Consider the following 24,851-nt stretch of genomic DNA (forward strand, 5'->3'; position numbering starts at 1 on the left):
CGGGGTGGAGCAGCCCGGTAGCTCGTCAGGCTCATAACCTGAAGGTCGTAGGTTCAAATCCTACCCCCGCAACCAAACTTCCCCCACCCCACCACCCGCAGCCCCCGAACAGGGGGCTTTTTTGCGTTCGGGGTGGCGCAAACGGGCGCGTCGCAAGCGCCTTGGCCGAGAGGGGAGGGGGCGATACGTCGGGAAACGCCGTGTCCCTTGGTACGGCCCGGAACGGCGGCCGGTGATACGGATTACCCGTCGCGGCCTCGCTTCCCAGGACGAGCTGGCCGCCCCGGACTCTCGGCCCAATCGGAAGAACGCCGATTCTCAGGCGACCGATCGATGGATGGGCCAAGCAGACCGATCACGCTCCAGGGGAGATGGACGGATGAAATACCTGCACACAGTGCGCCTAATCGCCTAAGTCATTGAGTCCACGACACTTTGCGGGGACGTGGGGTGCGTTAGGGGGCAGACGGGCTTAGTGCGGGGCACTCCGTTGCGGTGCATTTACGGTACACAAGAAATGCCACCCCGCCCCGTTTCACCTCGGTCAACACAAGTTCCAATAGCATACGGGGGATGAAACGCGGTCCGGGCATTTCGTGCTGGCGGCGGCGGGGCGATCAGCCGACAGGGAAGATGTGGACGACCCTGCACCGCGCGCTATCGGGCGGCTGGAGGGGACGGGGTAGTCGGACCGGCCGCGCACGAAGCTTGACACTTTGCCTAGGTGTAAATCCAATTAGATTGGCCATGCGAAGGGCTGCTTTCGAGTTTTGAGAGAACTTCCGTCTGCTTGGCCGACTGCAACCGACCTTGGGCGGTTCCGGTCCGTCAGCTTCCATTATCAAGAGTTGGTTACCCTGGAATGCGGTGCAGCTCAACGTGACATGCAGAGGCCTCACATTGGGATGCAATCAGAGGGTCCGGCGAAGCAATAGTGCTCTTTGACGACTACGATTTCGGCAAGTCAGCTCGACCGTGATCCAGCCTCGCCTTCCGCGACGGCGTTACCGTCCGCCTTGAAAGCCCGTTACGCATGAAAATCGACGACAAAAACATCATCAAGGCCGTCCGAGAGAGCAACTGGCCGCGACTGCGCGACCTGATAGAGCAGCTCGGCGGCGGTCATGACGCGATTGCGCGGATCACCGATGTCATCAGGCGCAATGGCACGCTCGTCATCCAGGCGGCAGACCACAGGCGCGAGGCGGCACGCGAAGGGCTGATCGGCGAGTTCAGACGCTTTGTCGCAAGCTTCTCGAAGGCGGACGGCGTCCAAGCACTCGACCAGTTGATTTCGCAGAGCGCCCTGATCGAGCGCGGTTATCGCGCGATCGCTACCGCCCTCGCCTCGAGCCAGGTCATGAGGCTTCCGGCGGACATTCGCTTAACAACGATGTTGGCCAGTTTCTCTGACATCGCCGACAGGCTCCAGCGGGCGCAACAAGCCGACATTCTGAGCGGGCGGGATGTCGCCTGGCAACATCGGCGCATTCCGCTGCCCGAGGGCGAGCAGGTGTATGGCGACGGCGTGATATCCGGGGTTGCCGATCTGACCCTACTTGTGATGCAGACCGACGGTCGCGACTGGCTCGATGAAAACGGCGACGTCGTCGTGCCGGCTGTCCCGTCATCTACACCGATCAACCTAGACGACGTCAACGAACTGATCGAATTCGCTGTTGGCTGGAAGTTGATCGGCCGCTTGCACGACCGGCTGCGCTTTTTCGACGGCTCGATCGACGTGGCGAACGATCGCGACAATGTCACTCGCATAGTCTCTCGCCCAACGGATATCGAACGCCTCGACTACGTCGCCAACGAGCGGTTTCACGAACGCCTGCAACAGACGTTTTTCGAGATGGTTGGCCAGACGCCCCTGGTCGCGCAATCGCGCGGGATCGAGCAACCATGTCCGCTCGAGCCCAAAGCTTTCATCTCGCCACAGGAGGGGCATGCGCGCGTGATGCTCTGCGAGGTGTTTTGCTCGGACATCACGGTCCACTCTGGAAAACCTGGCGGCCTGACGATCATGGAGTGGCTGCGTGGCTATGCGGCGCTTCAGGCGATCGTGGAGGCCGGATATGTCCCGGGCGACGCCAGAACGCTGCTGCGCGCTTTTGACCGCGACGCGTTGGTTGGCTGGCTGCGCCACCTTGGCATGAGCGAGGATGCGGGCCGTCTGTTCATTGATCGTGTGACATACCAGCGAGGAAGCGTCGATCTGTTCGACAACCCCATCATCCGCCGGACCGACGAATCACTCATGATAAATGGCGCGACGGCCCTGACACTCGACCTGACCCGTGTCGTGCTGTCAGCGATCGCAAGCAGCGGCTACCAGCAGGACAAGAAGGGCGTCGCATTCGAAAAAGTTGTCCGCAAATTCTTTGAAAAGCATGACAAAACGATAAAACGACTCAAGTTCAAGCGCGACGGCGAGGAATACGAGATCGACGCCCTACTCGCGTGGGGCGACGACGTGTTCGTAATCGAATGTAAGAACTGGGCGCTGTCGGGCTACAACCCTCAACGCGCCCGGACGTTCTGGGATCGTACGTTTGAAGCGGCGCACAAGGTGAAGCTCAAGGCAACCGCCATCAAAAAATATCCGGAACTTGTGAAGAACCGGACTGGCATCGACGTCCGCGGGAAGACGATGACGCCGATCGTGCTCCATCTGATGCCGTGCGCTATGGTCGACGCAATGGACGGCGTCTACGTTACCGACTGGTCCGCTGTCACACGCTTCTTCCAGGAGCCAACGCTCAATGCCCGGCTAACTGACGTTGGCGACGAGATTAGTATCCCACTCGCGCGGCAGTGGGCCGGCGACCGGCCGACCGTCGAAGAATTCAAGCGTGCGCTTGCTTCCCCGAATCCGGCGACGCAGGCGCATTCCCGCCTTCGGACGATTACTCGTCGTTATGAAACGACCAATTTCGAGATCGAGTTCGAAGAGATTCAGAAGGCAGAAAGCTCGTTCGAAATGACCGCCGCCGCGTATGGTTTTGATCCCGACGAGACTGCACGCCTGAGAGAAGATGGCGTACGGGAAATGATGGCGCGCCGCGCGCGAATGGGAGCGACACTCACTACCTGACAGGAAATGCTCAGCGCGTACCGGCAAGCGCCTAGTATCAATCTCAGCATGACCGTCCGTCTAGCACGCAAAGCCGAACGTCGGCTTCCAGGCTTCGACCCAAATTCAGCTCACCACCCTTAGCAGTCATTCGCATGGTTAAGCTGATTGCATTTCGACCCTCGAAGACATCTGATCGAGCCACAAAAGATGCCCAGGAAAGGACTGACCAGCAGCGCAACATATCGCAGTAAATTCAGACACTTAGCTCCTTCGCGGAGACTCATGTGTAACACCTGTGTTGCCACGTGTGAAGCGAATCTCGCGGTATGGGTCGAGTTATTTTAATCTATCTTAGTAACAGTAAAGTCGCTTGGAAATTTGATAATCTCGACTTTTTGGGATTCGGAGGTAGCAGCAATTGGTCCGCTCAAGAATAGATATAAGGCGAAAGCACCGCTACACGAACATAGAACCAACCAGTACAAAAGGCGGGTGAACTTGAGTATTTTGTACCTGTTCTGCTTGCGATAAGAAGTCGTCCAACCTAATTGACGATAGCGACCCTCAATCTCGACAATGTAGTTATTCAATTGCCTGATCGCAATGTCAACACCATAAAATCTTATAGCTCCGAGCATCGCAATAATCAAAGGAAGCCAACATGAAAACTGTACAACAGTCTTGTTGGTTGACGATATGCAGAAAACAGCGACTGCAGCCGCAGCGCCTGTTGCGTAAATTTCATTTTTCTCTATGATCTCTATGTTTATCTTGATGAGTTCTCTACAGTTTTTATACTCCTCTATAATGAGATTTCTGACTGTTTCGTCGTCTAGAATTACTTCGCTCTGCTTTTTTTGGGGGATAGCACTGAGCAGTAACCAGCAGATCATTCTCAACAAATGCAACCTCCTGTATCGACATCGCTACGCCTACGGAGCGAGATTCAAGAGCATACAAACTCTGATCTAAACACCTTGTATAGTCTAACCGCTCACAGGATAGGCAGCACTATCACCATCGATAACTTTCTTACGGATTTCGTCAACTACTAAGAGAGGAAGATCGAGAATATCTAAGTCTCTAGACCTTATCCAACTTCTGCACTGTTCAGGACTCAAATCCGCATCGGCTATAATCTCATATAGCGCTGAAGATGACATTCTAGATAGGCCTAACTCCATTAATGAAAATAGCGTTCGAGTTGAAAGACCAAATTCTAAGGCGATCCCGAAGTCGATATCTTTCGGGATCAAATCCGCTCTCTCGATATTTTTCAGATGTATAATAAGAACGTCCATATAGGCACTTAAATATTTAGGAGCGCGAAACCTTGCAATCTGCTCGACAAGCTCCATAGTACTTCTAATTAATGCCGGAAGCTTGAATTCCTGCTTGTTACGTACATGGTAAGCGATTCGAGAGGAGATGATCCTCGCTAAGGTATAACCTTGCATCCAATTGATCACTATGACTGCATAAAGCGGTACAACTGACGAAGGATAAAATGCGGGGAACAAATGCGAGTTAATTCGATGCATGATCTTTATGAGAGTCTCCATTGCGTCAATACTTTCCACGGGCGCAGGGAGCAACTCTTCGACCGGTCTCTTTCGACTAGTAAAATAATCTAAAAGCCTCTGCATTCCAGCAGCGCTTACACCAACGTGCTTTGCGGCCACGTCTGCTGGGATTTTTATCTGAAAAGCAACTCTGTTGAGAGCCTGATCAAGACGGTCTAGTAATTCTGGCGGATGCCTTTTACTTAAAGGTACATTTTTTACTGATCCCTCACGCATTATTGTCGAGAAGAGATATGAACTTACCTGCTCTAGCTGAGACTTAAATCCGATCTCTCTTACAGAAACCGTCATCCTGCTATCGATAAATTCAATTAACTCATCAGACTTTGATATGACAGTGTCTGCTTCACGCTGAATCGGATATCTCGCTCGCGACGGCACGCCTTTCGGCCACGCGCTCCGATCATGCGGGTCAATGCAAATGATGTTTCCTTGAAACTCGTCACCCCAACGTCCAGCGCGCCCTGCAAGGTTCCAAAAATCATGGGGCTCCATATGTGATTGCCCCTTCTTCGGGCCCCGCATTACTATAGTTCTACATGATAGGTTCACTCCTTCGATGAGAGTAGAAGTACATATGAGGAATTTTATTTTTCCGGACCTAAATAATCTTTCTATTTCAATTCTTAATAGGGATGGCATATTACCGTAGTGAAACGCTACGCCTTTTTCGACAACGGTTGCGAGTTGGTATTTTTGGTGGACCCCCTTTCGAGATAAATCAATCAGTGCCTTAAGTTCTTGATCAATTTCCCTATCTGGTTCAGGAACTAACTGACTTATTAGGAGCGATACCGCTTCGGCTTCTGCTGCACCATTTACGTAAACAAGCGTGCCCCCATACCGACCGACTGCTTCAGAAATGAAAGCTAGGCGCTTTCGAAGGCCCACCGGGCGGCTGGAAAGCGTGACACTACCTAAGATGCTTTGTCTCTCGCCTTGACGGAGAAACAACTCCCAATGCATCGGATCGCGAGGCACCTGCTCAGCATATATAACATTTTGTAGCACAGTCGGAGCATCACTATCAACAATTTTAGTCGATTCAATTGCAGGAGCATCTTCCAATAATATACCAGGATTTTGAGTAGCAGGACTCAGGTATATAACCTTTAACTCTTCGCTATGACGAACAGTTCGCTCAATAGCATCTTGTAGGACTACGCCACGCAGCAAATCTCCTACTTTATGAGCCTCATCGACGATTAAGATATCAAATTTGAAGGAAGGATTGTTATTTATAAACAGATGCAGCCGCTCTTGGGTAAAGACATAAATGGCTTTATCCGCGGAAGTATCTGCTTCTTTCTTTTGCATTTGAAAAGGTAAAGAGCTTACCTTTAAACCGACGTATTCATTTTGTCTGATTTGATTGGTCAGAGAAGCCTCAAGTTCAGCCACCAATGCCCTTGTGGGCGCGATGTAAACGGAGGCCTTGTAATCGTTTGCTTGCACCTGATCTATCAGCCACCTTACGACCAGATAGGTTTTGCCTGAAGCTGTTGGAGCTGAAACAGCGATCCATCTAGTTTCGCCTTTAGTTGCATCCCAAAAACGCTGTTGAAACTGATTTGCTTGCAACCATTCGCCAGACGCAGATAAAAGTACAGAGTTATCAATATCTCGGTAAACTGCATCAAGCCGGGCTGATATGCCAAGCCTTTTCTGCAATCCGCGCGTCAGGTATCCACGATACAGGGCTAAAGATACAGACCGATGGTTTGCAATCTGTCCCAACAAGATCGCGCCTGCATCTTTGATACTTTCTTTACTTTGAAGCATTAAAGCAGAAGTTGCTACCGTTAGAACGGCCTCTTGATTGTCACGCTTTGAAGAACGAGCTAATATCCCTGCAGCGAGGAGGAGTCTTGGCCAATCGATTTGTTTGGCTGCTGCACTTATTTCTTTGGATGGAACGATATCGTTGATTTCACTTGCAGCCAACGCACGAGCAAGTAAATCCAATTCGTCTTTGATTCCATCTTCTAAGAGCCATGTTTGAAGTTCATTGACGCTCATATTTCTACTTTCCGAGTGCTTTCAAGAAAGCCGACCTGAATCCATCTACTGAGGGCATCGGAACGCAGAAGAAATGAATATCGAATAAGCCAAGTTTTTCAGCGATTATTCGTCTTCCTATTGCTTTGGACCATTTTTCAATTTCAGCTTTGGCGGCAGCAGCCACATCTTCAAAAACTATGCGCTTAGTATCGTCAGTATAGAATTTTGCATCAAACCCAACTAGGGCAACGCCGCAATAACGCACTCTATTAGAAAGGGAGGATTTCTTGTCAAAATACTTTCTAAAAGCAGCCGTTAGATGCGGATCGTCTAAGTCCGCCTTGCTGCTCAAGAGCAACAAATCTTGCTCTCTGTCAGAAGTTTCAGCGTCAGGCTCGTTCAAAAAGGGGCTCAAAGATTTTAGACAGTCTCTTATTGCCGTTGTTGGGTCTTCGTACATTTTCGACTCACCCCAGTACAAATTGAGGACCCCGTCTTTGTCTGCGGTTGCATAGACTCCGTCTGCTCCATGGTAGTGCATCCTTGGATCGGTCTTCAAATCCATCTTAGAAATAACGAGCGGCATTTTCAAAAAGCGCTCGCAAAGCAAGAACACAAGCATCTCACCGCCTTCACCAGTGTTAGTTAGGTCGGTAAAAGCGCGTATGGCTTCTCTATGTAACGAACTTACGGCACTTCCAGATCGAAATTTTTCGTCCCTCGCTTTAGCCTCAGTCAATTTGGAGCGAGGTACAGCATAATCGATCGCGGCATCACGAAGAAACTCTGCAAGCCGTTCTATTTTGACTTTTCCGTTCGCATCAACTATTAAGCAATGACAGTGAACTCTGACTTTTGAGTCGGTTATCGACAAATCAGTTTCGAGCAAGTGCAAGTGAACGGACAACTCCTCAGGGTCGCCCGCCAATATGCCGTGAATTGCCTCGATAGAAATTTCAGACAGAGGACTCTCCGAGAATGAGACAATTCTCTCATTGCGCACTTATGATTGCAATACAAGGGTCGAGTTAGCTCATCCCCAACGCACCAATGTAGCGTCTCGTTCAACGAACGTTGAAAGAGACGTGACAAATCGGTCCTGGTGTGCTAGCTTGCACCATGGGTTCAGCTGCCTTCGTCGCATATTATCGCGTCAGCACGGATAGGCAGGGCAAGTCCGGGCTCGGGCTTGAAGCGCAGCGCGAAACCGTCCGTGCTTTTCTTTAAGCGTGCCCTGGGCATCTGGCGGCCGAGTTCATTGAGGTTGAAAGCGGTCGCTCCGACAGCCGTCCGGAATTGGCGAACGCGCTTGCGCGTTCCCGTGTGGTCGGAGGCACACTCTTGGTCGCCAACGTCTCTCGACTCACGCGCTCTGTGGCGTTCCTCTCCAAGCTGCTTGAAGCCGGTGTTGACGTTCGGTTCTGCGACCTTCCTGCCATCGAGGGCCCTACCGGTCGCTTCCTGCTCCAACAGATGGTCGCTGTTGCCGAGCTTGAAGCTGGCATGATCGGGGACCGCACAACAAAAGCCCTCGCAGCCGCAAAGGCGCGAGGGCAGAAGTTTGGCAATCCGCGCAATCTTGCACGGCAGGACGTGGGACGTGCAAACGGACAAGCAGCCCTTATGAAGGCCGCTCAAGACCGTGCGATCGATCTCGCGCCGATAATGGCGGAGGTTCGCGCCTCGCCGGGCGTTCGTACTTTGCGGCAAATTGCTGGTGCGTTGAACGCCAAAGGCATCCCGACTCTTCGTGGGGGGCTTTGGTCAGCGAGTCAGGTACAGCGTGTTTTGGTTCGGCTACCGGTAGATGTAAATCAATCCATATGACTACCTATGGGGCAGCGTTCTGAGATGGGGTTTCAAAGCTGATCGCACCTCATTTCCCGCTTGAGAAACAATGCCAAACGGCTTTGCCAGCGCTTTGAAATCGGACTGATAGGCGAAAAGCGCAATCGTTTTTTGCCGGTCATGCGGCACTTAAAACATCAATATATTCAAAGGCTTGTAAAATCGTCTCGGCAAGGAATGTTCAGCCCTCGCGCGCAACGATCTCTTTTCCATTTTCATTAATGGGCCATTCGAAATGGCAAAAATCTGTTTCTTTCGCGAAAAGCCTGCATCGAAAAACCGATTATCGGTCAATAACTTAGAAACCTGTCGCTCGGCTGCGTTTTTTTAGCTGAACGCAAAGCTCGTCGTTCGTTTTGCCAAAAAGCGGCAATCGGGATGGTTTTACCGGCCAAGAACCAAACCACTTTTCGAATCTTTGATCAAAAAAATAGTGAGATTTGTCAGTGGGTTAATGGGCGCTAATCGCAAGGCGAATTTTCGCGCAAAGAAACACCCATTCTCTTTCCGTCCCTCGAAGCCAAAGGCCAAAGCCATGCAGAAAACCGCCAAAGCGCGGCCCCTTGTCGTGCGCGTTTCACACGAGGCATTTCTCGACATGCTCATGGCGAGCGCCGAGGCTGCCCTTGTGCCGCCCCTGATGTCAGATTGGGGGCTTGGCCATCTCAATGCGTTCCTACAGCGCCAACAGACTGGAGGGGCAAACGAGCCCCTTCCAAGCCTTACCCTTTCCCAAAGCGGCCTAGAGGTCGCTGGCGTTCTCTGCGGGCATGAACGACGGTCGGAGGAGGGGACTGCGCTGCTGATCGAGCGCATGGTGCCGATCAGCGCCGTCAACCGGACGAGCCATTGGATTGAACGGAGCCCCATATCCGCCGAGGTGATGGCGGTCATGGCTAAGGCCGTTCACGCGCCTTGGAAGCCCATGGGGGATTTCCACTCCCACCCGCTGGTGGATGCCACCCATAAGCAGATCGAGCAGCGACGGCTTTTTGGGCCATCGTCGCAGGATCGATGCGCAAAGGGATGGCTTCCAAAAAGCCGGGTCGGATTAATCATGAGCGTGGCTTTCGCCAAGCGCCGGCCGGCTTCAGGAACTTCCCTTCGAGGACGGACGCTCTACCGCACTCGCGTGGCTGACCTGGACGTATGGCTGTGCGCGTACCGGGCCGAAAGGCATCAGCCAGCGCGCCTTCGCCTGATGGTGGACTTTCAGACGTAGAAAGCGTGTCTGCAAGCTTGGCATTCGCGTTTGAGTTTTCGGCTCATCACCGGCCGAATCAGAACGCGTTGGCCGCGATCATCTCGTCATGCTCCGATATGCCAGGAAGCTTTTGGGCTATGACATATCGGATCGCTTGGAAGATTCAGGCAACCTACAATAAAATTAGTTGGCTGCGTGTTACGTTTCGCCATCAGACGATAGAAGAAAAATCATCCCATTTACGTATCGGGACATTCAAGTAGGAAATAGCTTTAAAGCCTGCGGCCGTAATTGTCGGCGTCGTTCTAGTCCGGATGATACTTTTCTGATTGCGCTTTAATCCGACCAATAGAACACGGTCTCCTAAATTTTGCCTGGCTTGAAAAGCGGCAAGTTCCGCCTGAGATTTTCCGTGTAGCCTTTTGCGCCCTTTCTTCCTTGCTGATTGTCCAGAAGGACTGCGCGCAACGATTGCGCTATTATACACCGATTTGACACAATATGAGGTAGCCTGGAAGATTGTGTATTTATCGGCTTTATGGCGCGCGAACTGCACCGGACGACGCGCATATGGGCTATCGCGAAATCGTTCACGTAAAATACGACGTAGTTCCTCGGCCTTCTCGTCGGAGACATATACGAGATGATGTGTGTGGACACACCAAGTGTATGTCGGAGATGAATTGAAGTCTTGCATTCTCGTCTCTTCGCAGTAATCTAAACCTCCAAAAGCAACAATATGCTCAATGCCGACCTTTCGCAAGGCTGCCCGAAATCTCTCGATGAGTTTCTTGGGATCAAATTTGTGCAATTCGCCCCGCTGATAACGATGCTCTTCAAATATGACCGTAACGAAGAACCACCGCCGAGGTGCTTCTGTAATTAGGGGAACAACCTGATCGAACAACCATATCCGAAGCTTACGCATGCATCGAGGGCATGCGAGTGTTCGGCAGGGATGTTTCGGGCTACAATTCTCCAATGCCTTGATCAAATCCAAGTCGTTAGAGCGATACTTTCTGAGAAATCTAACTAACGATTTACGACGCTTATTTGCGAGCTTAAACGTCTCAAAATCCGCTAGATGCTTGCGAACATCGTACAGGTTTTCTGGCTTATAACGCATGATGTCAGGAATGGCACGTATGATGGGTTTTAGCTGCATAGTACTCTCCTGCAAAAGGCTGCAGAAAAGCTTTACCACTTCCCATCCGCACGTCTTTTCTCAGAGATTGAGGCCGTCGGTAGTTATTAGCCAAAAGCAGGCTTTTACAGCGCTATTGAATGAAATAGATATAATACATTGTATACACTGCTCTGTAGGCCCATATCCGTGCATTCATGTTAGCTGAATCATTTTTTTTGCTTCGTATGGACGTATGGTAATGCCGATTTAATGTACTGCATCTCTCAGCCTTGTAGCGCTCGATCAATCTCACTTGTTACATACCTTTTGTGCATAGCGCCTGGTGTCTCTTGAGTGCTTCGTGCTCACGGGTGCACCACCACAATCTGAAAATTTTGACTTTGGGTAAAGGCCGGTTGGCTGGATAACGGTCGTGATTCTCTTTGTTGAAGTCTTGATCTTCAACATAAGACTCAAGTGCTCCCGCCATTCCCAGCAGTTCGCAAATCTTCCGCATACGACCGGCCGATTATGTCGAATTGCATGCGCTAGAATTAGCGGTGCCTAATATGCCTCCTGGAAATATCTCTAAAGAAACTCTGGATGAGATGCGCGCTGGTGTTGCCGAAGAACATCGTATTGCGCCTTATGCACAATATACAGAGGCCGATGCTGCGCGCTTTCTGCATCTCGATATTTCAACAGTGAAAAGAATGCGGCGTTCAGGTCGTATTCCATACGTCCGACATGGGCAAAAAAGTATCCGCTATATCGGTAGGATGCTGTGTGACTTCATTCTGTTTGGGAAAGGAGCGGTAGAGCTATGGGGAGAAGCAAATTCGACAAGCGAGATTTCCAAGTCGGAGACTTCTGGCTTGCTCAACTCTCGCGATCGCCGGCCTGGCAAATCTGTTGGCTTGACAGAAAAGCTGGATACGTCAGGCGCATTAGCACTGGCACAACGGATTTTGAATCCGCCAAAATAGCAATCCGTGCACATGAGTTTAAAAATGGCGCTCCGGAGCTGGCATCAGTTTTGAGCGTCACAATGGCAGAGGTGGTTCTGCGCTATTACGATCAGCATGGTCAACATACTCCTGCTCGCAAATGGCTAAAGTTTGCTGTAAATCATTGGGTTCTGTTCTATGGTGCTGCTTCAGTTGATGAAGTTTGCAAGCCGACATCGATCCAGCGTTTCATAGACCATCTGCGGTCTCAAGGTCGTAAGCCGTCATACATACAAAATATCCTCACTGCTGGTAAGGCTGCGTTGAGTCGAGCATATAAACTTGGTGAAATCACTCGCAAGCCACACATTCCCAGCATCAAGGTGGGTCAAACTCAACCAAAAGGCCGCCCTTGTTCACCGGAAGAGTTAGCGGCCTATCTGGACGCGGCACCGGCCCATCTTCGGCCATTGATTTTCATCTGCATCGGTACGGCCTCTCGGCCGCAAGCAGTCACACAACTAACATGGAGCCAGATCGATTTTGGGGACAATTTGTTGCATTTAAATCAAGAAGGGAGAGAGCAGACGAGCAAGCACCGCCCAACTGTCAAGCTGCCGCCTACGCTACGAGATTACCTCAAGGCGCAACTACGGACCTGCGAGTACGTTGTACACTTTCGTGGTAAACCTGTGCATCGATATCAGGAGAGCTTACAGCGCAATCGAGAAGTGGCCGAACTTGACAGCCGCATTAACATGTATAGCCCGCGGCACTCCGCCGCACGATGGATGCGCAAGCTCGGCGTTCCGCCGTGGGAGATTTCTGCTCAGCTTGGTCACAAAATGGCGCGGGGAATGGACATGACGGAGCTCTATGCTGCCTATTCGCCGGACTACCAAGCGAAGGCGACGGCTGCGCTAGATGGGCTTCTACGAGCGGTCCTAGCGGCATCCAGTACAATCTCGGTACACCCGAGTTAGAAACTCGTTTGTTCCCAGGGGGATGGAGTTACATGGAATACCTGCACACCATGGTCCGCGTGGCCGATCTCGACCGCGCACTCGCCTTCTACGTCGATGCGTTCGGCCTCGAGGAGGTCCGCCGGGTCGAGAACGAGAAGGGGCGTTTCACCCTGGTGTTCCTCGCAGCGCCCGGAGACGCGGAGCGGGCGCGGTCGGAGAAGGCGCCGCTGATCGAGTTGACCTACAATTGGGATCCCGAGACCTATACCGGTGGGCGCAATTTCGGACACCTCGCCTATCAGGTCGAGGACATCTACGCCTTCTGCGACCGGCTGGTGCGGGCGGGCGTGACGATCAATCGTCCCCCGCGCGATGGCTACATGGCCTTCGTCCGCTCGCCGGACGGCATCTCCATCGAGATCCTGCAGAAGGGCGAGAGCCGACCGCCACAGGAGCCCTGGCTCTCCATGGAGAACACCGGCAGCTGGTAACCGTTCAGAAACGGGCGCCGCGCCGCACGCGGCGCCCGAACCGATCAGGCCATCGCCTTCGGTGTGATGCCGAGTTCCGCGAGCTTCGCGCTCACGGCGTCCACCGGCCGCTTCAGCCGCAGGCTGATGACCGAGACCGGCATCCCCTCCCGCGCCATGCTGCGCAGGCTCTGGACCGCGTCGAGGCTCCAATTCGTTTCGATCGACATGGGATTCCTCCTGTCCGTCGGATCAAGGCGGAGCGACCGCGGATCGCTCCGACCCTTTCAGGTGGATGAGCTCGCCCCCGTGGCAACGCTCAGGCCGAACATCCGTGCATGCTCGCGAATCGGGCAGGCGGCCGCGTGGTGAAACCGGCGAGGGCGGCGCGCAACGCCGGAGACCGCCGTTCGCTCCGCTGGACCTCGAGGAGGATGTTCGACCCCGCGACCAAGGTCCCGTCCTCGTCGCGCAGGGGCGTCGGGTAGGGCATGAACGGCACCCGGGTGCCGTCCGGACGTTCCAGCATCGCCTGGATGCCGCGCACCGCGCGGCCCTCTCGCAGGGAGACGGCCATGGGGCAGAGATCGTGCGGCAGCGGCGACCCGTCGGGATGGTAGAGCCGCCACGCGCCGCACCAGCGTGCCTTGCCCAGAACGGGGCGGAACCCCCACAAAGCCGCCGCGGCGTCGTTGTAGTAGGTCAGCCAGCCTTCGGCATCGGTGGTGTAGAGCGGCGCGGCGATCTGCCGGAACAATTCCGCCCGTGACGGTTCGTAGTTCCAGTCCGAGTCTGGAGCGTCGAAATCGTAGGTGACAAGGTCTCTGTTCATCATGATCCCCACGACGCGCGGGCATTCGAAATGCCCGTTGCCAGCATTCCGTGCCCCCCTCTGTCATGGGTTCCTGGGGACCCTCCGGCCCTGCGGCCGGTCACGCGGGTCCTTCGGTGCGGCGTGCGAAACGCCACCCTCCAGATCGTCCAACCCAACGGAATTGTGCCTCGAAGCTTCCGGGGGCGGTCGCTCCTCGACGCCATGAACGGCCAAACCGCCGAACTGGGCTCTCCCGCAGGGTCTGATGCGGACGCGAAATACAGAGCATGTCACGCCTGGGGAGGCAAGTCCTTTCCGCGCATCCCCGATGCGAGCGGTAGATCAGAATGGGACCTCGGCAGATCATGTCGCGCTGCAAAACAATTCCAATCTGGATACGACACGGTGCAGCATGATGACAGTCGGGATGAAACGGCAGGACACAGGTTCATCGATGGCCCGCTCGTGCGGCAAAGCGCATCCGAGGTTGTTTGCGGCCAACCCTCGACTTGCGGGCCATCGATCCGCCGGACCAGCGGCCGGTCTCGAGGGGCCAGCCGACGCGTCCTATCCCGTCCCCGCAGCGCGGTCGATTGCGCCTTTGCCCCGGCCGCGACGCGGGCCCGTGCGGCCCGATAGAGGCGCGCGCCCGTCAACGGCTCCGCTTACGCCCGCTCCCGGAACTCTGTATAGGTGCCCGGTGCCCCGAAACCGCTCCGTCGCTGTCCCACTCGACCCGTCGGTCCCGTTCGCCCGCCCGGTCGCGAGACGGGTCCGGGGGACCGTGCCGTGAGCGCCGCGACGGGACGCGACGGGTCGGCGGCCCTCCGGTTTCTGGAGGAGGGCGGCGTCACCGGCCGCGAGATCCTGGCGCATGACTGGTCCGGCAACCCGCTCGGGGAGCCCGCATCCTGGTCCGCATCCCTGCGCAGCACCCTAGCGATGATGCTGGCCTTCCCGGCACCCATGTTCCTGGCCTGGGGCCCGGAGGGCATCTCGTTCTTCAACGACGCCTACCGTCCGGTCTTCGGCGATCGGCTGCCGCGGGCGCTCGGGGCGCGCTTCCGGGACATCTGGGCGGACCTGTGGGACGATATCGGCCCGCTGGTCGACGCCGCCCTGTCGGGCCAGAGCGTGTCGCGGCGCAACCTGCCCCTGACGATGCACCGCTACGGGGCACCCGAACAGACGTGGTGGACCTTCACCTACTCGCCGGTGCGGGACGATGACGGCCGCATCAACGGCATGATCTGCATCACGGGCGAGACGACGGCCGAGGTGCTGTCCGAGCGCGCCCGCCAGCGCAGCGAGGAGCGTCTGGAGATGGCGCTGGCCGCCGGCGGCAGCATCGGCGTCTGGGACTGGGACGTGGCCGCGGATCTGGTCACGGCCGATGCCCGCTTCGCCCGCCTCTACGGGGTCGATCCGGAGATGGCCATGCGGGGCGCACCCATCGGTTCGTTTTTCAGCGGCATCCACCCGGAGGATCTCCCGGAGGTGCAGGCGCGCATCGGCGAAGCTCTGCGAAGCGGCGGGTCGTTCGCGGCGGAATATCGCCTCGTCCGCGCCGACGGCGATGTCCGCTGGGTGACCGCGCAGGGGCGCTGCGCCCATGATGCGGCCGGGCGGGCGAAGCATTTCCCCGGCGTCAGCTTCGACATCACCGAACGCAAGCGCACCGAGCGGGCGCTGCGGGAGAGCGAGGACCGCTTCCGCGGCATCGCCAATTCCGTCGAGCAGACGATCTGGTCGACCCGGGCCGACGGCTTCCACGACTATTACAACGATCGTTGGTACGAGGTGACCGGTCTGGCGGTGGGCTCGACCGACGGCGAAGCCTGGAACGACGTGTTCCATCCCGACGACCGGGAGCGGGCCTGGGAGGTGTGGCGCCACAGCCTCGCCACCGGCGAGACCTACCGCATCGAGTACCGGCTGCGGCACCGGAGCGGCGCCTATCGCTGGGTGCTCGGTCTCGCCAAGCCCCTGCGCGACGGCGAGGGCCGGATCCTGCGCTGGTTCGGGACCTGCACCGACATCCACGATCGCAAGCTCGCGGAGGAGCGCCAAGCGTTCCTGCTCGCCCTCAACGACCGCCTGCGCGAGGCCGCCGACCCCCAGGCCGTCACCCTCGCGGCCGCCGCCGCCTTGGGGGCGCGCCTCGGCGTCGCCCGCGCCGGCTACGGCGAGATCGACGCGACCGGGGCGGTCGTGCGGGTCGAGCGGGACTGGATCCGCGACGACACGGTGGCGAGCCTGGCGGGCACCGCGCGCATCCTCGACGGGTTTGGCCCGGCCGTCATCGCGGAGCTGCGCGCGGGGCGCACCCTCAAGGTCGATGACGGCTACGCCGATCCCCGGGCCGGCCGCGCCTATGCCGCGGTCTGGGACGCGATCGGCTGCCGCGCCCTCGTCGTCGTCCCGCTGATCCAAGAGGGACGGCTGCGGGCCATCGTCTACCTGCACGAACCCGCGCCGCGGCTTTGGCTTCCCGAGGAGGTCGCCCTCGTCGAGGATGTGGCGCAGCGGGTCTGGCACGCGGCCGAGCGCGCCCGCGCCGAGCTCGCCGTGCGCGCCAATGCCCGCGAACTGCGGCTGATCGCCGACTCGCTGCCGGTGCTGATCGCCTTCTTCGACGCCGCCGGCCGGTGCCGCTTCGCCAATGCGGCCGAGGCGCTGTGGTTCGAGGGGCCCGCCGGCACGGCAATCGGCCGCCCCCTCGCCAGCCTGATCGGCACGGCCTACCCGGCCGACCGTCCGCTGTTCGATGCGGCCCTGACCGGGCGCGAGGCGCGGTTCGAGCGCGACTGGCCCGGTCCGGACGGGGCCCGGCGCGTGGCCGAGATCCGCTACCTGCCGCGGCCGATGCCCGACGGCACCACCGACGGCGTCTACCTGTTCGCCCTCGACGTGACCGACGCCAAGCGGGTCGAGGCGGTGCTCGCCCGGGAAATCGGCGAGCGCACCCGCGAGCGCGACCGGCTGTGGCAGACGACCAACGACCTGATGGGCACCGCCGGGATCGACGGCTACCTGCGCAGCGTCAATCCGGCCTGGACGCGCCTGCTCGGCTGGAGCGAGGAGGAGCTTCTGGCCCGGCCGTTCCTCGATCTGATCGATCCGGCCGACCATGCCGAGACCGGCGCCGTGCTCCTCCGGCTCGCGGACCGGCAACCCGTCACCGATTTCGTCGATCGCGTCCTGCGCAAGGGCGGCGGACGGCTCAGCGTGATGTGGACGGCGGTGCCCGAGGGCGACCGCTTCCACATGGTCGGCCGCGACATCACCGAGCAACGCCTGGTGGAGGAGCAACTCCGGCAGGCGCAGAAGATGGAGGCGGTGGGCCAGCTCACGGGCGGCATCGCCCACGACTTCAACAACCTGCTCACTGGCATCGTCGGCTCCCTCGACCTGATGCGCAGCCGCCTCGCGCAGGGGCGGATCGATACCCTGGAGCGCTACACCGAGGCGGCCCTCGCCTCGGCCCATCGGGCGGCGGCGCTGACCCACCGCCTGCTCGCCTTCGCCCGGCGCCAGCCGCTGGAGCAGAAGCCGGTGGACGTGAACGTTCTCGTGAGCGGGATGGAGGATCTGCTGCGCCGGACCCTGACCGAGCGCGTCCGCCTCGAGATCGCCGCCGCCCCCGATCTCTGGCCGACCCTGTGCGATCCGCACCAGCTGGAGAACGCGGTCCTCAACCTCGCCATCAATGCCCGCGACGCGATGGCGGAGGGCGGACGGCTCGTGATCGAGACCGGCAATGTCGAGATCGGCCGTGACGACGCGCGCCGGTATCCGGAGCTCGCGGCGGGCGCCTATGTCTGCATCGCCGTGACCGATACCGGCACCGGCATGCCGCCGGACGTGGCCGTCCGCGCCTTCGAGCCGTTCTTCACCACGAAGCCGCTCGGCATGGGGACGGGTCTCGGCCTCTCGATGATCTACGGCTTCGCCCGGCAATCCGACGGCCATGCCCAGCTCGTCTCCGAGCCCGGACGCGGCACCACGGTGCGGATCTACCTGCCCCGCCATCGCGGCGAGGCGGCGCCCGAGGCCCCGCCACCGGTCCTGGCGGCGACGTCCGGGGGCGGGCGGGGCGAGACCGTGCTGGTGGTCGAGGACGAGGCGGTGGTGCGCGACCTCGTCGTCGAGGTGCTGGGCGATCTCGGCTATCGCGCGATCGAAGCGGAGGACGGCCCCGCGGGCCTGGAGATCCTCCGCTCGCGCGATCGCATCGATCTCCTCGTCACCGATGTCGGCCTGCCCGGCCTCGACGGTCGCCAGCTTGCCGACCGGGCCCGGGCGGAACGGCCGGACCTCAAGGTGCTTTTCATCACCGGCTATGCCGAGAACGCACTGTTCGGCGGCGACCGGCTCGATCTCGGCATGCAGATGATCACCAAGCCCTTCCCGGTCGAGGTCCTGGCCGCTCGGATCCGCGCGATGATCGAGCGTTCTTGAAACGAGCGGGGCCGTGCGAACCCCCGCTGGGACTATCCTCGGACCCCGGTTTGGTCGACTTGTGGACAGGCCGGAACGGCCCCTGTGCCGGTACGTTGACGGGCGCGGGGATCGTTCAATCCCGACATTTCGGATCGAGTGAACAGACAGGGCGGATGGCAGCGGACATTTCAGCGGGAGCGGGCGGCGGGCCGGGGCCGCTCGATGTCGGTGACGGCTTCCGCCGTTTCGCCGACCATGTGCCGCTGATGATGTGGCGCACGGACCTCGATGGCCGCTCGATCTATCACAACGAGTGCTGGCTGGATTTCACCGGCCGCCCCCTCGACGAGGAGGTGGGCGACGGCTGGCGGCGCGGCCTCCACCCGGACGATTTCGAGCGCCACGCGAGCCTCGTCGCCGAGGCGTTCCAGGCGCGCAGGCCCTTCTCGGTGGAGTTCCGCCTGCGGCGCCGCGACGGCGCCTATCGCTGGCTGCTCGACACCGGCCGGCCGCTCGAGGAGAACGGCGTCTTCCACGGCTATCTCGGCTCCTGCTTCGACATCACCGATCGCAAGAACGCCGAGGAGCATGCCGCCCGGGCCCTGGTCGAGAAAGAAACCCTGCTCGCCGAGATCTACCACCGGGTCCGCAACAACCTTCAGGTGATGGTGAGCCTGATCGGGCTCTACGGCCGGGCGGCGCCGGAGAGCTGCCGGGGCAGCTTCGATGCCCTCGGCCAGCGGGTGCGGGCGATCGCCCTGGTGCAGCAACACCTGCACGAGGCCCCGCACATCGCCTCCATCGATCTGCGCGACTACCTGCATCGTCTCGCGGTGGGGCTCGGGAACCTGCGCCGGACCGGGCGGATCGGCGTGGTGGTCGAGGGGGAGGGGACGAGCCTCGTCGAGCCGCGCATCGCCAACGCCCTGGGCATGATCGTGTCCGAGGTCGTGGCCGAATGCCTCGACGCCACCGCCGAGACGGTGACCTGCAGCATCGCCATCGCGATCGATGCGGGCGTCGGCGCGCCGGTGCGGCTCTCGATCGTCTCCGGCAGCGGCGAGGCGGCGGCGGCCGGCAAGCCCGGCGTGCCGATGCTCGGGCCGCGCCTGATCGCCGCCTACGCCGCCCAGGCCGAGATCGCGGTCAGCGGCACCGCGACCGCCGCCGACCCGCTCCGGCTGCAACTGCCCGAGGTCCGTCCGTCCGTCTCACCGGTCGGCGGCTGACGGCAGCGCCGGGGCGCGGGCGTGAAGACTTGCGCGCGGCGTCTCGCGACGGGAGGCGGCGACCGCTATATCCCGATCTCCAAAGCCCTGCACTGCCGAGAGCCATGTTGCCGAACCTCGACACCATCATCGAGAACTTCGAGGTCATCGATGATCCGATGGAGCGCTACGAGTACGTGATCGAACTCGGCAAGGCGCTGCCACCGATGCCCGCCTCGTTGCAGACCGACGAGAACCGGGTCCATGGCTGCGAGAGCCAGGTCTGGCTCGACATCGCCCTGGAGGAGGGCGAGGGCCGTCGCCTGCGGCTCGCCGGCAACAGCGATTCCCACATCGTCAAAGGCTTCGTGGCCCTGATGGTGGCGCTCTACGGTGGCAAGGCTCCGAAGGAGGCCATGGAGACGGACGGCTTCGAATTGCTGAAGCAGCTCGATTTCGGCGCGCACATCACCTCGAAGCGCTCGAACGGCGTGCGCGCAATGGTGGAGCGCATCCGCCGCGACGCGGGCCGGCTCTCGGCTGCCGCCTGAGACTGGGCGGCCAGGACCGGAACCGCGGGGTGGCCCCTGCGCCGGTGTCTCCGAGACGACCCCCATCGCGGATGCGCCAGACGCATCGCGCAGGGGATCCGGCAACGTCCGGGATCCTGTGTCCGAGAGGATCCCCGAGGGCCGTGTGCCGATCCCGTGCGTCCCGAGGACAAAGGCGAGAGGGAGCGCGGTCCCTCACTTCATCTGCAGGCTGTCCACCACCTGCCGAAACAACGGCAGCATCTCCGATCGCTGGTCGGAGCGGGTGACGCCGACGGCCCGGACGTAGCCGTCCGGGTTGAAGCGGATCGTCTGGGTGACCACCACCGGGATGCTCGACGGTACGTCGACGGCGCGGGCGACGATCTCGTGCCAGTCGACGCCGTTCTGGCGGTAGCTCTGCGACCGCTCGATCGAGAAGTCCTTCAGGGTCTGGTTGGAGAAGAGCGCCTGCCGGGCGAGGCCGTCGCGCTGCTCCTGCGGCGTCGCGTTCTGGGTCGCCTGGGCGATCACCAGGATCGGCTGTTCCAGGTTGGAGACCTGATCGCGCGGTCCAAGCGTCAGCAGGACGGAATTGCCGGCCAGCGCCCGCACCGGCCGGAATCCCGCAAGGTCGCCGATGCGGAAGGGCAGGGCGGCAATCTGCTCCTCAAGGCCGAGCGCCGGGCGCACCCGTACGCCGGTGAGCATTCCGCGCATGGTCTCGTCGCTCTCGGCGCCGACCGCGGCCTGGGCGACGAGGATGCCGGTCACGTCTCCGCCGCCGACGATCAGGAGCCACTTGCGGGTGACGGGCGCCTCGCCCTCGGCGGCGATGGGCTCGCCGGTGAACAACATCCCCTCGACGCCGCCATCCAGCGTCACCGGCTCGCGGGTCTGCACCGTCAGCCCCTGCGACTTCAGGTTCTCGTCGGTGAAGCTCTCCTTCATCTCCGGATAGGCATTGCCCGGCAATTCGACCACCGAGACCATGGCCCCGCCGCCGCGCCGCTCGAACCCGGTGAAGCGCTTCGAGACGATCATGCTCGGCGCCGGGGTCAGGCCGAAGCGCGAACTCGGCGGAAACACCGCCTCCTGGGCCAGGCTGGGCTGGGGGGCGGCCGTCAGCACCGTGCCGGCGAACAAGGCGGCGAGGGCGAGGCGGCGAAAGGGCAGGCGCAACGGGGTCACCATTCGTCTCCGGAACGCGGTTCCAAGTGGAAATCCTGGTCCAAGTGGAAATCCTGGCTGCGATGGGTCGGATGCGGCGCGGAGCCTGTCAAGCGCGCGCACGCGGCGGAAGCGCCGCGGCCGGAGGCGACAACCCTCGACGCCTGTTGCAATTCACCGTTGAGACGCGGCGGCTCCGCTTCTAAAGCTTCGCCTTGCGGAATGGAGCAGGTTGAAACGATGTTGCGGGCTGTCGGATGGATCGGGATCGTGTGGCTTCTGTGCCCGTTCGGTTCGTCTCCGGCATGGGCGAACGAATTGGGAGATTACCAAGAGCGACTCAGGCATATTATCGTGGCGCGGATCTTGGCGATTCCGCATCCCTTCTCGGGCGGCGGATATGTCGCCATCCGCATCGCCATCGCCCCGAACGGTCGGGTGACGCGTTCCAAGATCACCCAGTCGTCCGGGCGCCGGGACCTCGACGCTCTCGCGTTGCGGATTGTGCCGCCCGGGCTGACGTTGCCACCCTTGCCGACGACCCTCTCTCATCGGGCGATGCACATGACGGTGCCGATTCGGTTCGTCGCGAGGGACGAGCGGATTCCCGATGCCGTGAGTCGCTCCCGGCGGTAAGGAGCCGGAATCGTTGGGGGAAGGGGACGCGGTTTTCCCTGTCATCTGCCGTACCCGTGCGACGGTGCATGTCCGTTTCGCCGTCGGCGGAGACGGTATCGTCGCGACCTCGGCGATCGCGAGATCGTCCAGGATCGCGCCTATCAACAATCTGGCCATGGGGATCGGGTCGTGACACCGGCCGATCCGGGGCCCGTCAGATCCGCGGATCCCGCTCGGTCGTGTCGGTGCCCGACGGCGTCGCGCGGCCGCGCCAGCGCTGCCAGGTCCGCTCGATCCAGCGGGCGGCCTTCTCCATCGGCACCTTGAGGGCCGGCACGTCCTGGGAGAGCAGGGCGAGGCCGAGCGGCAGCATCCACAGGCCCAGCACCGGCAGGATCGAGAAGAGGCCGCCGAGAATGAGCAGCACCGCCGCCAGGACCCGCACCGGAAGGCGGGACGGCTCACGCAGCCAGGCGAGCATCCGCTGACCCCGCTCGGGCAGCTTCGTGCAGGCGCGATCGACCCGCGCGTCCCAGTCCTGCGCCGTGACTTCCGTGCCGCCCGCGGCGTTCATGCGCCCGTCTCCCGTCGTCGTCATGCCTCCCATATGGCGACGGCGCCGGAAAAATCCTCACACGGCGATGAAGAAGCCGGCGATGGCCGCGCTCGTCAGATTCGACAACGTGCCGGCCAGGATCGCCCGAAGCCCGAACCGGGCGATCTCGGGCCGCCGCTCGGGCGCGAGGCTCGTGAAGCTCGCGAGCTGGATCGCCACCGAGGTCAGGTTGGCGAAGCCGCACAGGGCGAAGCAGACGATGGCGGCGGTGCGCGGATCGAGGGTGCCGGCTTTCAGGGTCGGCGACAGGCTGGCATAGGCCAGGAACTCGTTGAAAGCGATCTTCTGGCCGATGGCGCCGCCGACCAGCGTCGCCTGATCCCAGGGCACGCCGAGCAGCCAGGCGAGTGGGGCGAGGGCGATCCCGAGGAGGCCCTCGATGGAGGTGCCCGGAACGCCGACGAGCCCGCCGACCCCGCCGACCAGGGCGTTGAGGAGCGCGATGAGGCCCACGAAGGCGATGAGCATGGCCCCGACCGCGACGGCGACGCCGAGCCCCTTCTGCGTGCCGTCGGCGGCGGCCTCGATGAGATTGGTCGCCCGGGTCTCACCGAACTCGACCTTCGTGGAGAGAACCCGCGTCGGCTCGGTCGAGGGCACCAGGATCTTGGCGTAGAGCAGGCCGCCGGGGATCGCCATGAAGGAGGCGGCGAGGAGGTAGTCCATCGGTACGCCGAGCGCCGCGTAGCCCGCCAGGATCGAGCCCGCGGTGGAGGCCGCGCCGCTCGTCATCACGGCGAAGAGCTCGGCGCCCGTCAGCACCGCCAGGAACGGCCGCAGGGCGATGGCGATCTCGCTCTGCCCGATGAAAATGGTGATGACCGCCGAGAAGGATTCGATCGACGAGGTGCCGAGCACCCGTCGCAGGCCGGCGCCGAGGAAGCGGGCGAGCGCCTGCATCAGGCCGAGATGGTAGAGCACGCCGATGAGGGCCGAGACGTAGAGGATCTGCGGCAGCACCCGAAGCGCCAGGATGAATCCCGAGCCGCCGAACAGCTCGAACATCCGCGGCTCGACGAGGCCGCCGAACAGGAAGGCGGTGCCCTTGTCGCCGAAGGACAGCACCAGGGTCACGCCTTCGGCGACCCGTTCGAGGACGGTGCGCCCGAGGGGGACGAACAGGATCAGCGCCCCGATCCCGATCTGAAGGGCGAGCGCCGCCAGGACCACGCGGGGTCGGACCGCCCGCCGGTTCAGCGAGAAGGCGAACGCCACCGCGAGGAGGACGGCGAGGCTCGCGCCTGCGTGGAGCAACCTGTCGAGCATCGTATCCCGCCGGGCCTGAACGGAGCCGTGAGCGGGCGCATGCGCGATCCGTGCCGGCGCGGCAAGAGCCGCCGGGCCGTTCCGACGGTCCGGCAAGAGCCGCCGGGCCGTTCCGACGGTCCGGCAAGAGCCGCCGGGATCGCTCCCGGTTCAGCGGCAGGGCATGCCGGGCGGGCAGCCGTGGCCGCCGCCATGGCCTCCGCCCTGGGGCGCCGGCCGCGGCGCCTGCTGGCGCTGCATCATCATCTGCTGCTGCCGCTGGGCCGCTTGCTGGGCCTGTTGCTGCTGCATCATCTGCTGGCGTTGCGCCGCCTGCTGGGCCTGTTGCTGCTGCATCATCTGCTGACGCTGCGCCGCCTGTTGGGCCTGCATCTGCTGCTGCCGCTGGGCGGCCTGCTGCTGCTGCATCTGCTGGCGCTGCGCCGCCTGTTGCTGCTGGCGCTGGGCCGCGGCCTGGGCCTGTTGGGCTTGCATCTGCTGGCGCTGGGCGGCCTGCTGCTGCTGCTGCTGCTGCTGCATCTGCTGGTGCTGCGCCGCCTGCTGCTGCTGGCGTTGCGCCGCGGCCTGCCGGGCCTGATCGGCCTGCTGCTGCTTCTGCATGGCCTGTTGAGCCTGCATCTGCTGCTGCCGCTGCTGCGCGGCCTGGGCCTGTTGGGCCTGGATCTGCTGCTGCTTCTGCGCAGCGAGCGCGTCCGACCGCGGCGGCCCCGCATCGGGGCCGTTGCCCGGGCGTCCGGCCTGTTGGGCGGCCGGCAGGCCGGGCACCGGCGGCCTGGCCACGGGCTGTCCGGAGATGGGCGGTCCGGACACGGGCTGACCGGGTTGCGTCCGCCCGCCCATGGTCGCGGCGGGATTGGCCGAGGGGGCCGGACCGGGGCGGCCGGCCTGCTGGGGCGTCGGCGGATCCTTGTCCTTGGCGAGCCCGGCGGGCGGCGTCGGGGTTGCGGGCGTCGGCTTGCC

The 24,851-nt window shown here is 60.6% G+C and carries 19 protein-coding genes; 11 read left to right on the top strand and 8 right to left on the bottom strand.

Translation table 11 applies throughout. The annotated features are described in order from the left end of the window. Positions 1 to 1,033: 1,033 nt before the first annotated feature. Complete coding sequence (locus LW587_RS20360; protein WP_232631415.1) at positions 1,034 to 3,100, top strand: nuclease-related domain-containing protein; 2,067 nt, start codon at positions 1,034 to 1,036, stop codon at positions 3,098 to 3,100. Between the two features lie 968 nt (positions 3,101 to 4,068). Here LW587_RS20360 and LW587_RS20365 read toward each other — a convergent pair. Continuing rightward, positions 4,069 to 6,684 carry a DEAD/DEAH box helicase gene (locus LW587_RS20365; protein WP_232631416.1) on the bottom strand — a complete coding sequence of 872 codons (2,616 nt, stop codon included), beginning with the start codon at positions 6,682 to 6,684 and terminating at the stop codon, positions 4,069 to 4,071. A 4-nt stretch (positions 6,685 to 6,688) separates the two neighbouring features. Next, the gene (locus tag LW587_RS20370) at positions 6,689 to 7,561 is read right to left on the bottom strand and encodes a HamA C-terminal domain-containing protein (RefSeq protein ID WP_232631417.1); all 873 of its coding nucleotides are present in this window, start codon (positions 7,559 to 7,561) and stop codon (positions 6,689 to 6,691) included. Positions 7,562 to 7,923: 362 nt separating this feature from the next. On the opposite strand from LW587_RS20370, the gene LW587_RS20375 reads away from it, so the two are divergent. Further along, on the top strand, positions 7,924 to 8,493 hold the full coding sequence (locus LW587_RS20375) for a recombinase family protein (protein WP_332839848.1): 570 nt from the start codon (positions 7,924 to 7,926) through the stop codon (positions 8,491 to 8,493). Positions 8,494 to 9,049: 556 nt separating this feature from the next. Then, positions 9,050 to 9,736: a hypothetical protein gene (locus LW587_RS20380; protein WP_232631418.1), complete on the top strand. Its 687-nt coding sequence runs from the start codon at positions 9,050 to 9,052 to the stop codon at positions 9,734 to 9,736. Positions 9,737 to 9,929: 193 nt separating this feature from the next. On the opposite strand, the gene LW587_RS20385 is transcribed toward LW587_RS20380, so the two are convergent. After that, positions 9,930 to 10,625 (bottom strand): hypothetical protein, encoded by a 696-nt coding sequence (locus tag LW587_RS20385; RefSeq protein WP_232631419.1) that lies wholly within the window; start codon positions 10,623 to 10,625, stop codon positions 9,930 to 9,932. 758 nt (positions 10,626 to 11,383) lie between these two features. On the opposite strand from LW587_RS20385, the gene LW587_RS20390 reads away from it, so the two are divergent. The 3 genes from LW587_RS20390 (at position 11,384) to LW587_RS20400 (ending at position 13,247) form a co-directional block, all read left to right on the top strand. After that, positions 11,384 to 11,830: a helix-turn-helix domain-containing protein gene (locus LW587_RS20390; RefSeq protein WP_232631420.1), complete on the top strand. Its 447-nt coding sequence runs from the start codon at positions 11,384 to 11,386 to the stop codon at positions 11,828 to 11,830. A 62-nt stretch (positions 11,831 to 11,892) separates the two neighbouring features. Then, positions 11,893 to 12,774: a tyrosine-type recombinase/integrase gene (locus tag LW587_RS20395; protein ID WP_232631421.1), complete on the top strand. Its 882-nt coding sequence runs from the start codon at positions 11,893 to 11,895 to the stop codon at positions 12,772 to 12,774. 32 nt (positions 12,775 to 12,806) lie between these two features. Further along, positions 12,807 to 13,247, top strand: a complete 441-nt coding sequence (locus LW587_RS20400) for a VOC family protein (protein WP_232631422.1) — start codon at positions 12,807 to 12,809, stop codon at positions 13,245 to 13,247. 44 nt (positions 13,248 to 13,291) lie between these two features. Here LW587_RS20400 and LW587_RS20405 read toward each other — a convergent pair whose 3' ends face one another. After that, complete coding sequence (locus LW587_RS20405; RefSeq protein WP_232631423.1) at positions 13,292 to 13,456, bottom strand: hypothetical protein; 165 nt, start codon at positions 13,454 to 13,456, stop codon at positions 13,292 to 13,294. A gap of 89 nt (positions 13,457 to 13,545) precedes the next feature. Then, positions 13,546 to 14,058 carry a hypothetical protein gene (locus LW587_RS20410; protein ID WP_232631424.1) on the bottom strand — a complete coding sequence of 171 codons (513 nt, stop codon included), beginning with the start codon at positions 14,056 to 14,058 and terminating at the stop codon, positions 13,546 to 13,548. A 771-nt stretch (positions 14,059 to 14,829) separates the two neighbouring features. Between LW587_RS20410 and LW587_RS20415 the strand changes: the two genes are divergently transcribed. From LW587_RS20415 to LW587_RS20425, 3 genes are all read left to right on the top strand, one after another. Further along, positions 14,830 to 18,501, top strand: a complete 3,672-nt coding sequence (locus LW587_RS20415) for a PAS domain S-box protein (RefSeq protein WP_232631425.1) — start codon at positions 14,830 to 14,832, stop codon at positions 18,499 to 18,501. Positions 18,502 to 18,656: 155 nt separating this feature from the next. Beyond that, complete coding sequence (locus LW587_RS20420) at positions 18,657 to 19,712, top strand: sensor histidine kinase (RefSeq protein WP_232631426.1); 1,056 nt, start codon at positions 18,657 to 18,659, stop codon at positions 19,710 to 19,712. Between the two features lie 104 nt (positions 19,713 to 19,816). Further along, positions 19,817 to 20,242 carry a SufE family protein gene (locus LW587_RS20425; protein ID WP_232631427.1) on the top strand — a complete coding sequence of 142 codons (426 nt, stop codon included), beginning with the start codon at positions 19,817 to 19,819 and terminating at the stop codon, positions 20,240 to 20,242. 195 nt (positions 20,243 to 20,437) lie between these two features. Here the strand turns inward: LW587_RS20425 and LW587_RS20430 are convergent, their stop codons facing one another. Then, on the bottom strand, positions 20,438 to 21,415 hold the full coding sequence (locus LW587_RS20430) for a hypothetical protein (RefSeq protein ID WP_232631428.1): 978 nt from the start codon (positions 21,413 to 21,415) through the stop codon (positions 20,438 to 20,440). Positions 21,416 to 21,631: 216 nt separating this feature from the next. Between LW587_RS20430 and LW587_RS20435 the strand changes: the two genes are divergently transcribed. Continuing rightward, entirely contained in the window at positions 21,632 to 22,027 is a 396-nt protein-coding gene (locus tag LW587_RS20435) for an energy transducer TonB family protein (RefSeq protein ID WP_232631429.1), read from the top strand. 196 nt (positions 22,028 to 22,223) lie between these two features. On the opposite strand, the gene LW587_RS20440 is transcribed toward LW587_RS20435, so the two are convergent. Together LW587_RS20440 and LW587_RS20445 are read right to left on the bottom strand one after the other, a co-directional pair. Continuing rightward, positions 22,224 to 22,607 carry a hypothetical protein gene (locus tag LW587_RS20440; RefSeq protein ID WP_232631430.1) on the bottom strand — a complete coding sequence of 128 codons (384 nt, stop codon included), beginning with the start codon at positions 22,605 to 22,607 and terminating at the stop codon, positions 22,224 to 22,226. 33 nt (positions 22,608 to 22,640) lie between these two features. Continuing rightward, complete coding sequence (locus LW587_RS20445) at positions 22,641 to 23,891, bottom strand: NupC/NupG family nucleoside CNT transporter (protein WP_232631431.1); 1,251 nt, start codon at positions 23,889 to 23,891, stop codon at positions 22,641 to 22,643. Between the two features lie 192 nt (positions 23,892 to 24,083). Here LW587_RS20445 and LW587_RS20450 point away from each other — a divergent pair. Then, the coding region (locus LW587_RS20450) for a hypothetical protein (RefSeq protein WP_232631432.1) at positions 24,084 to 24,851 on the top strand (768 nt) is incomplete at its 3' end.

This window comes from Methylobacterium sp. Leaf118 (assembly GCF_920984675.1).
Lineage (GTDB): Bacteria > Pseudomonadota > Alphaproteobacteria > Rhizobiales > Beijerinckiaceae > Methylobacterium.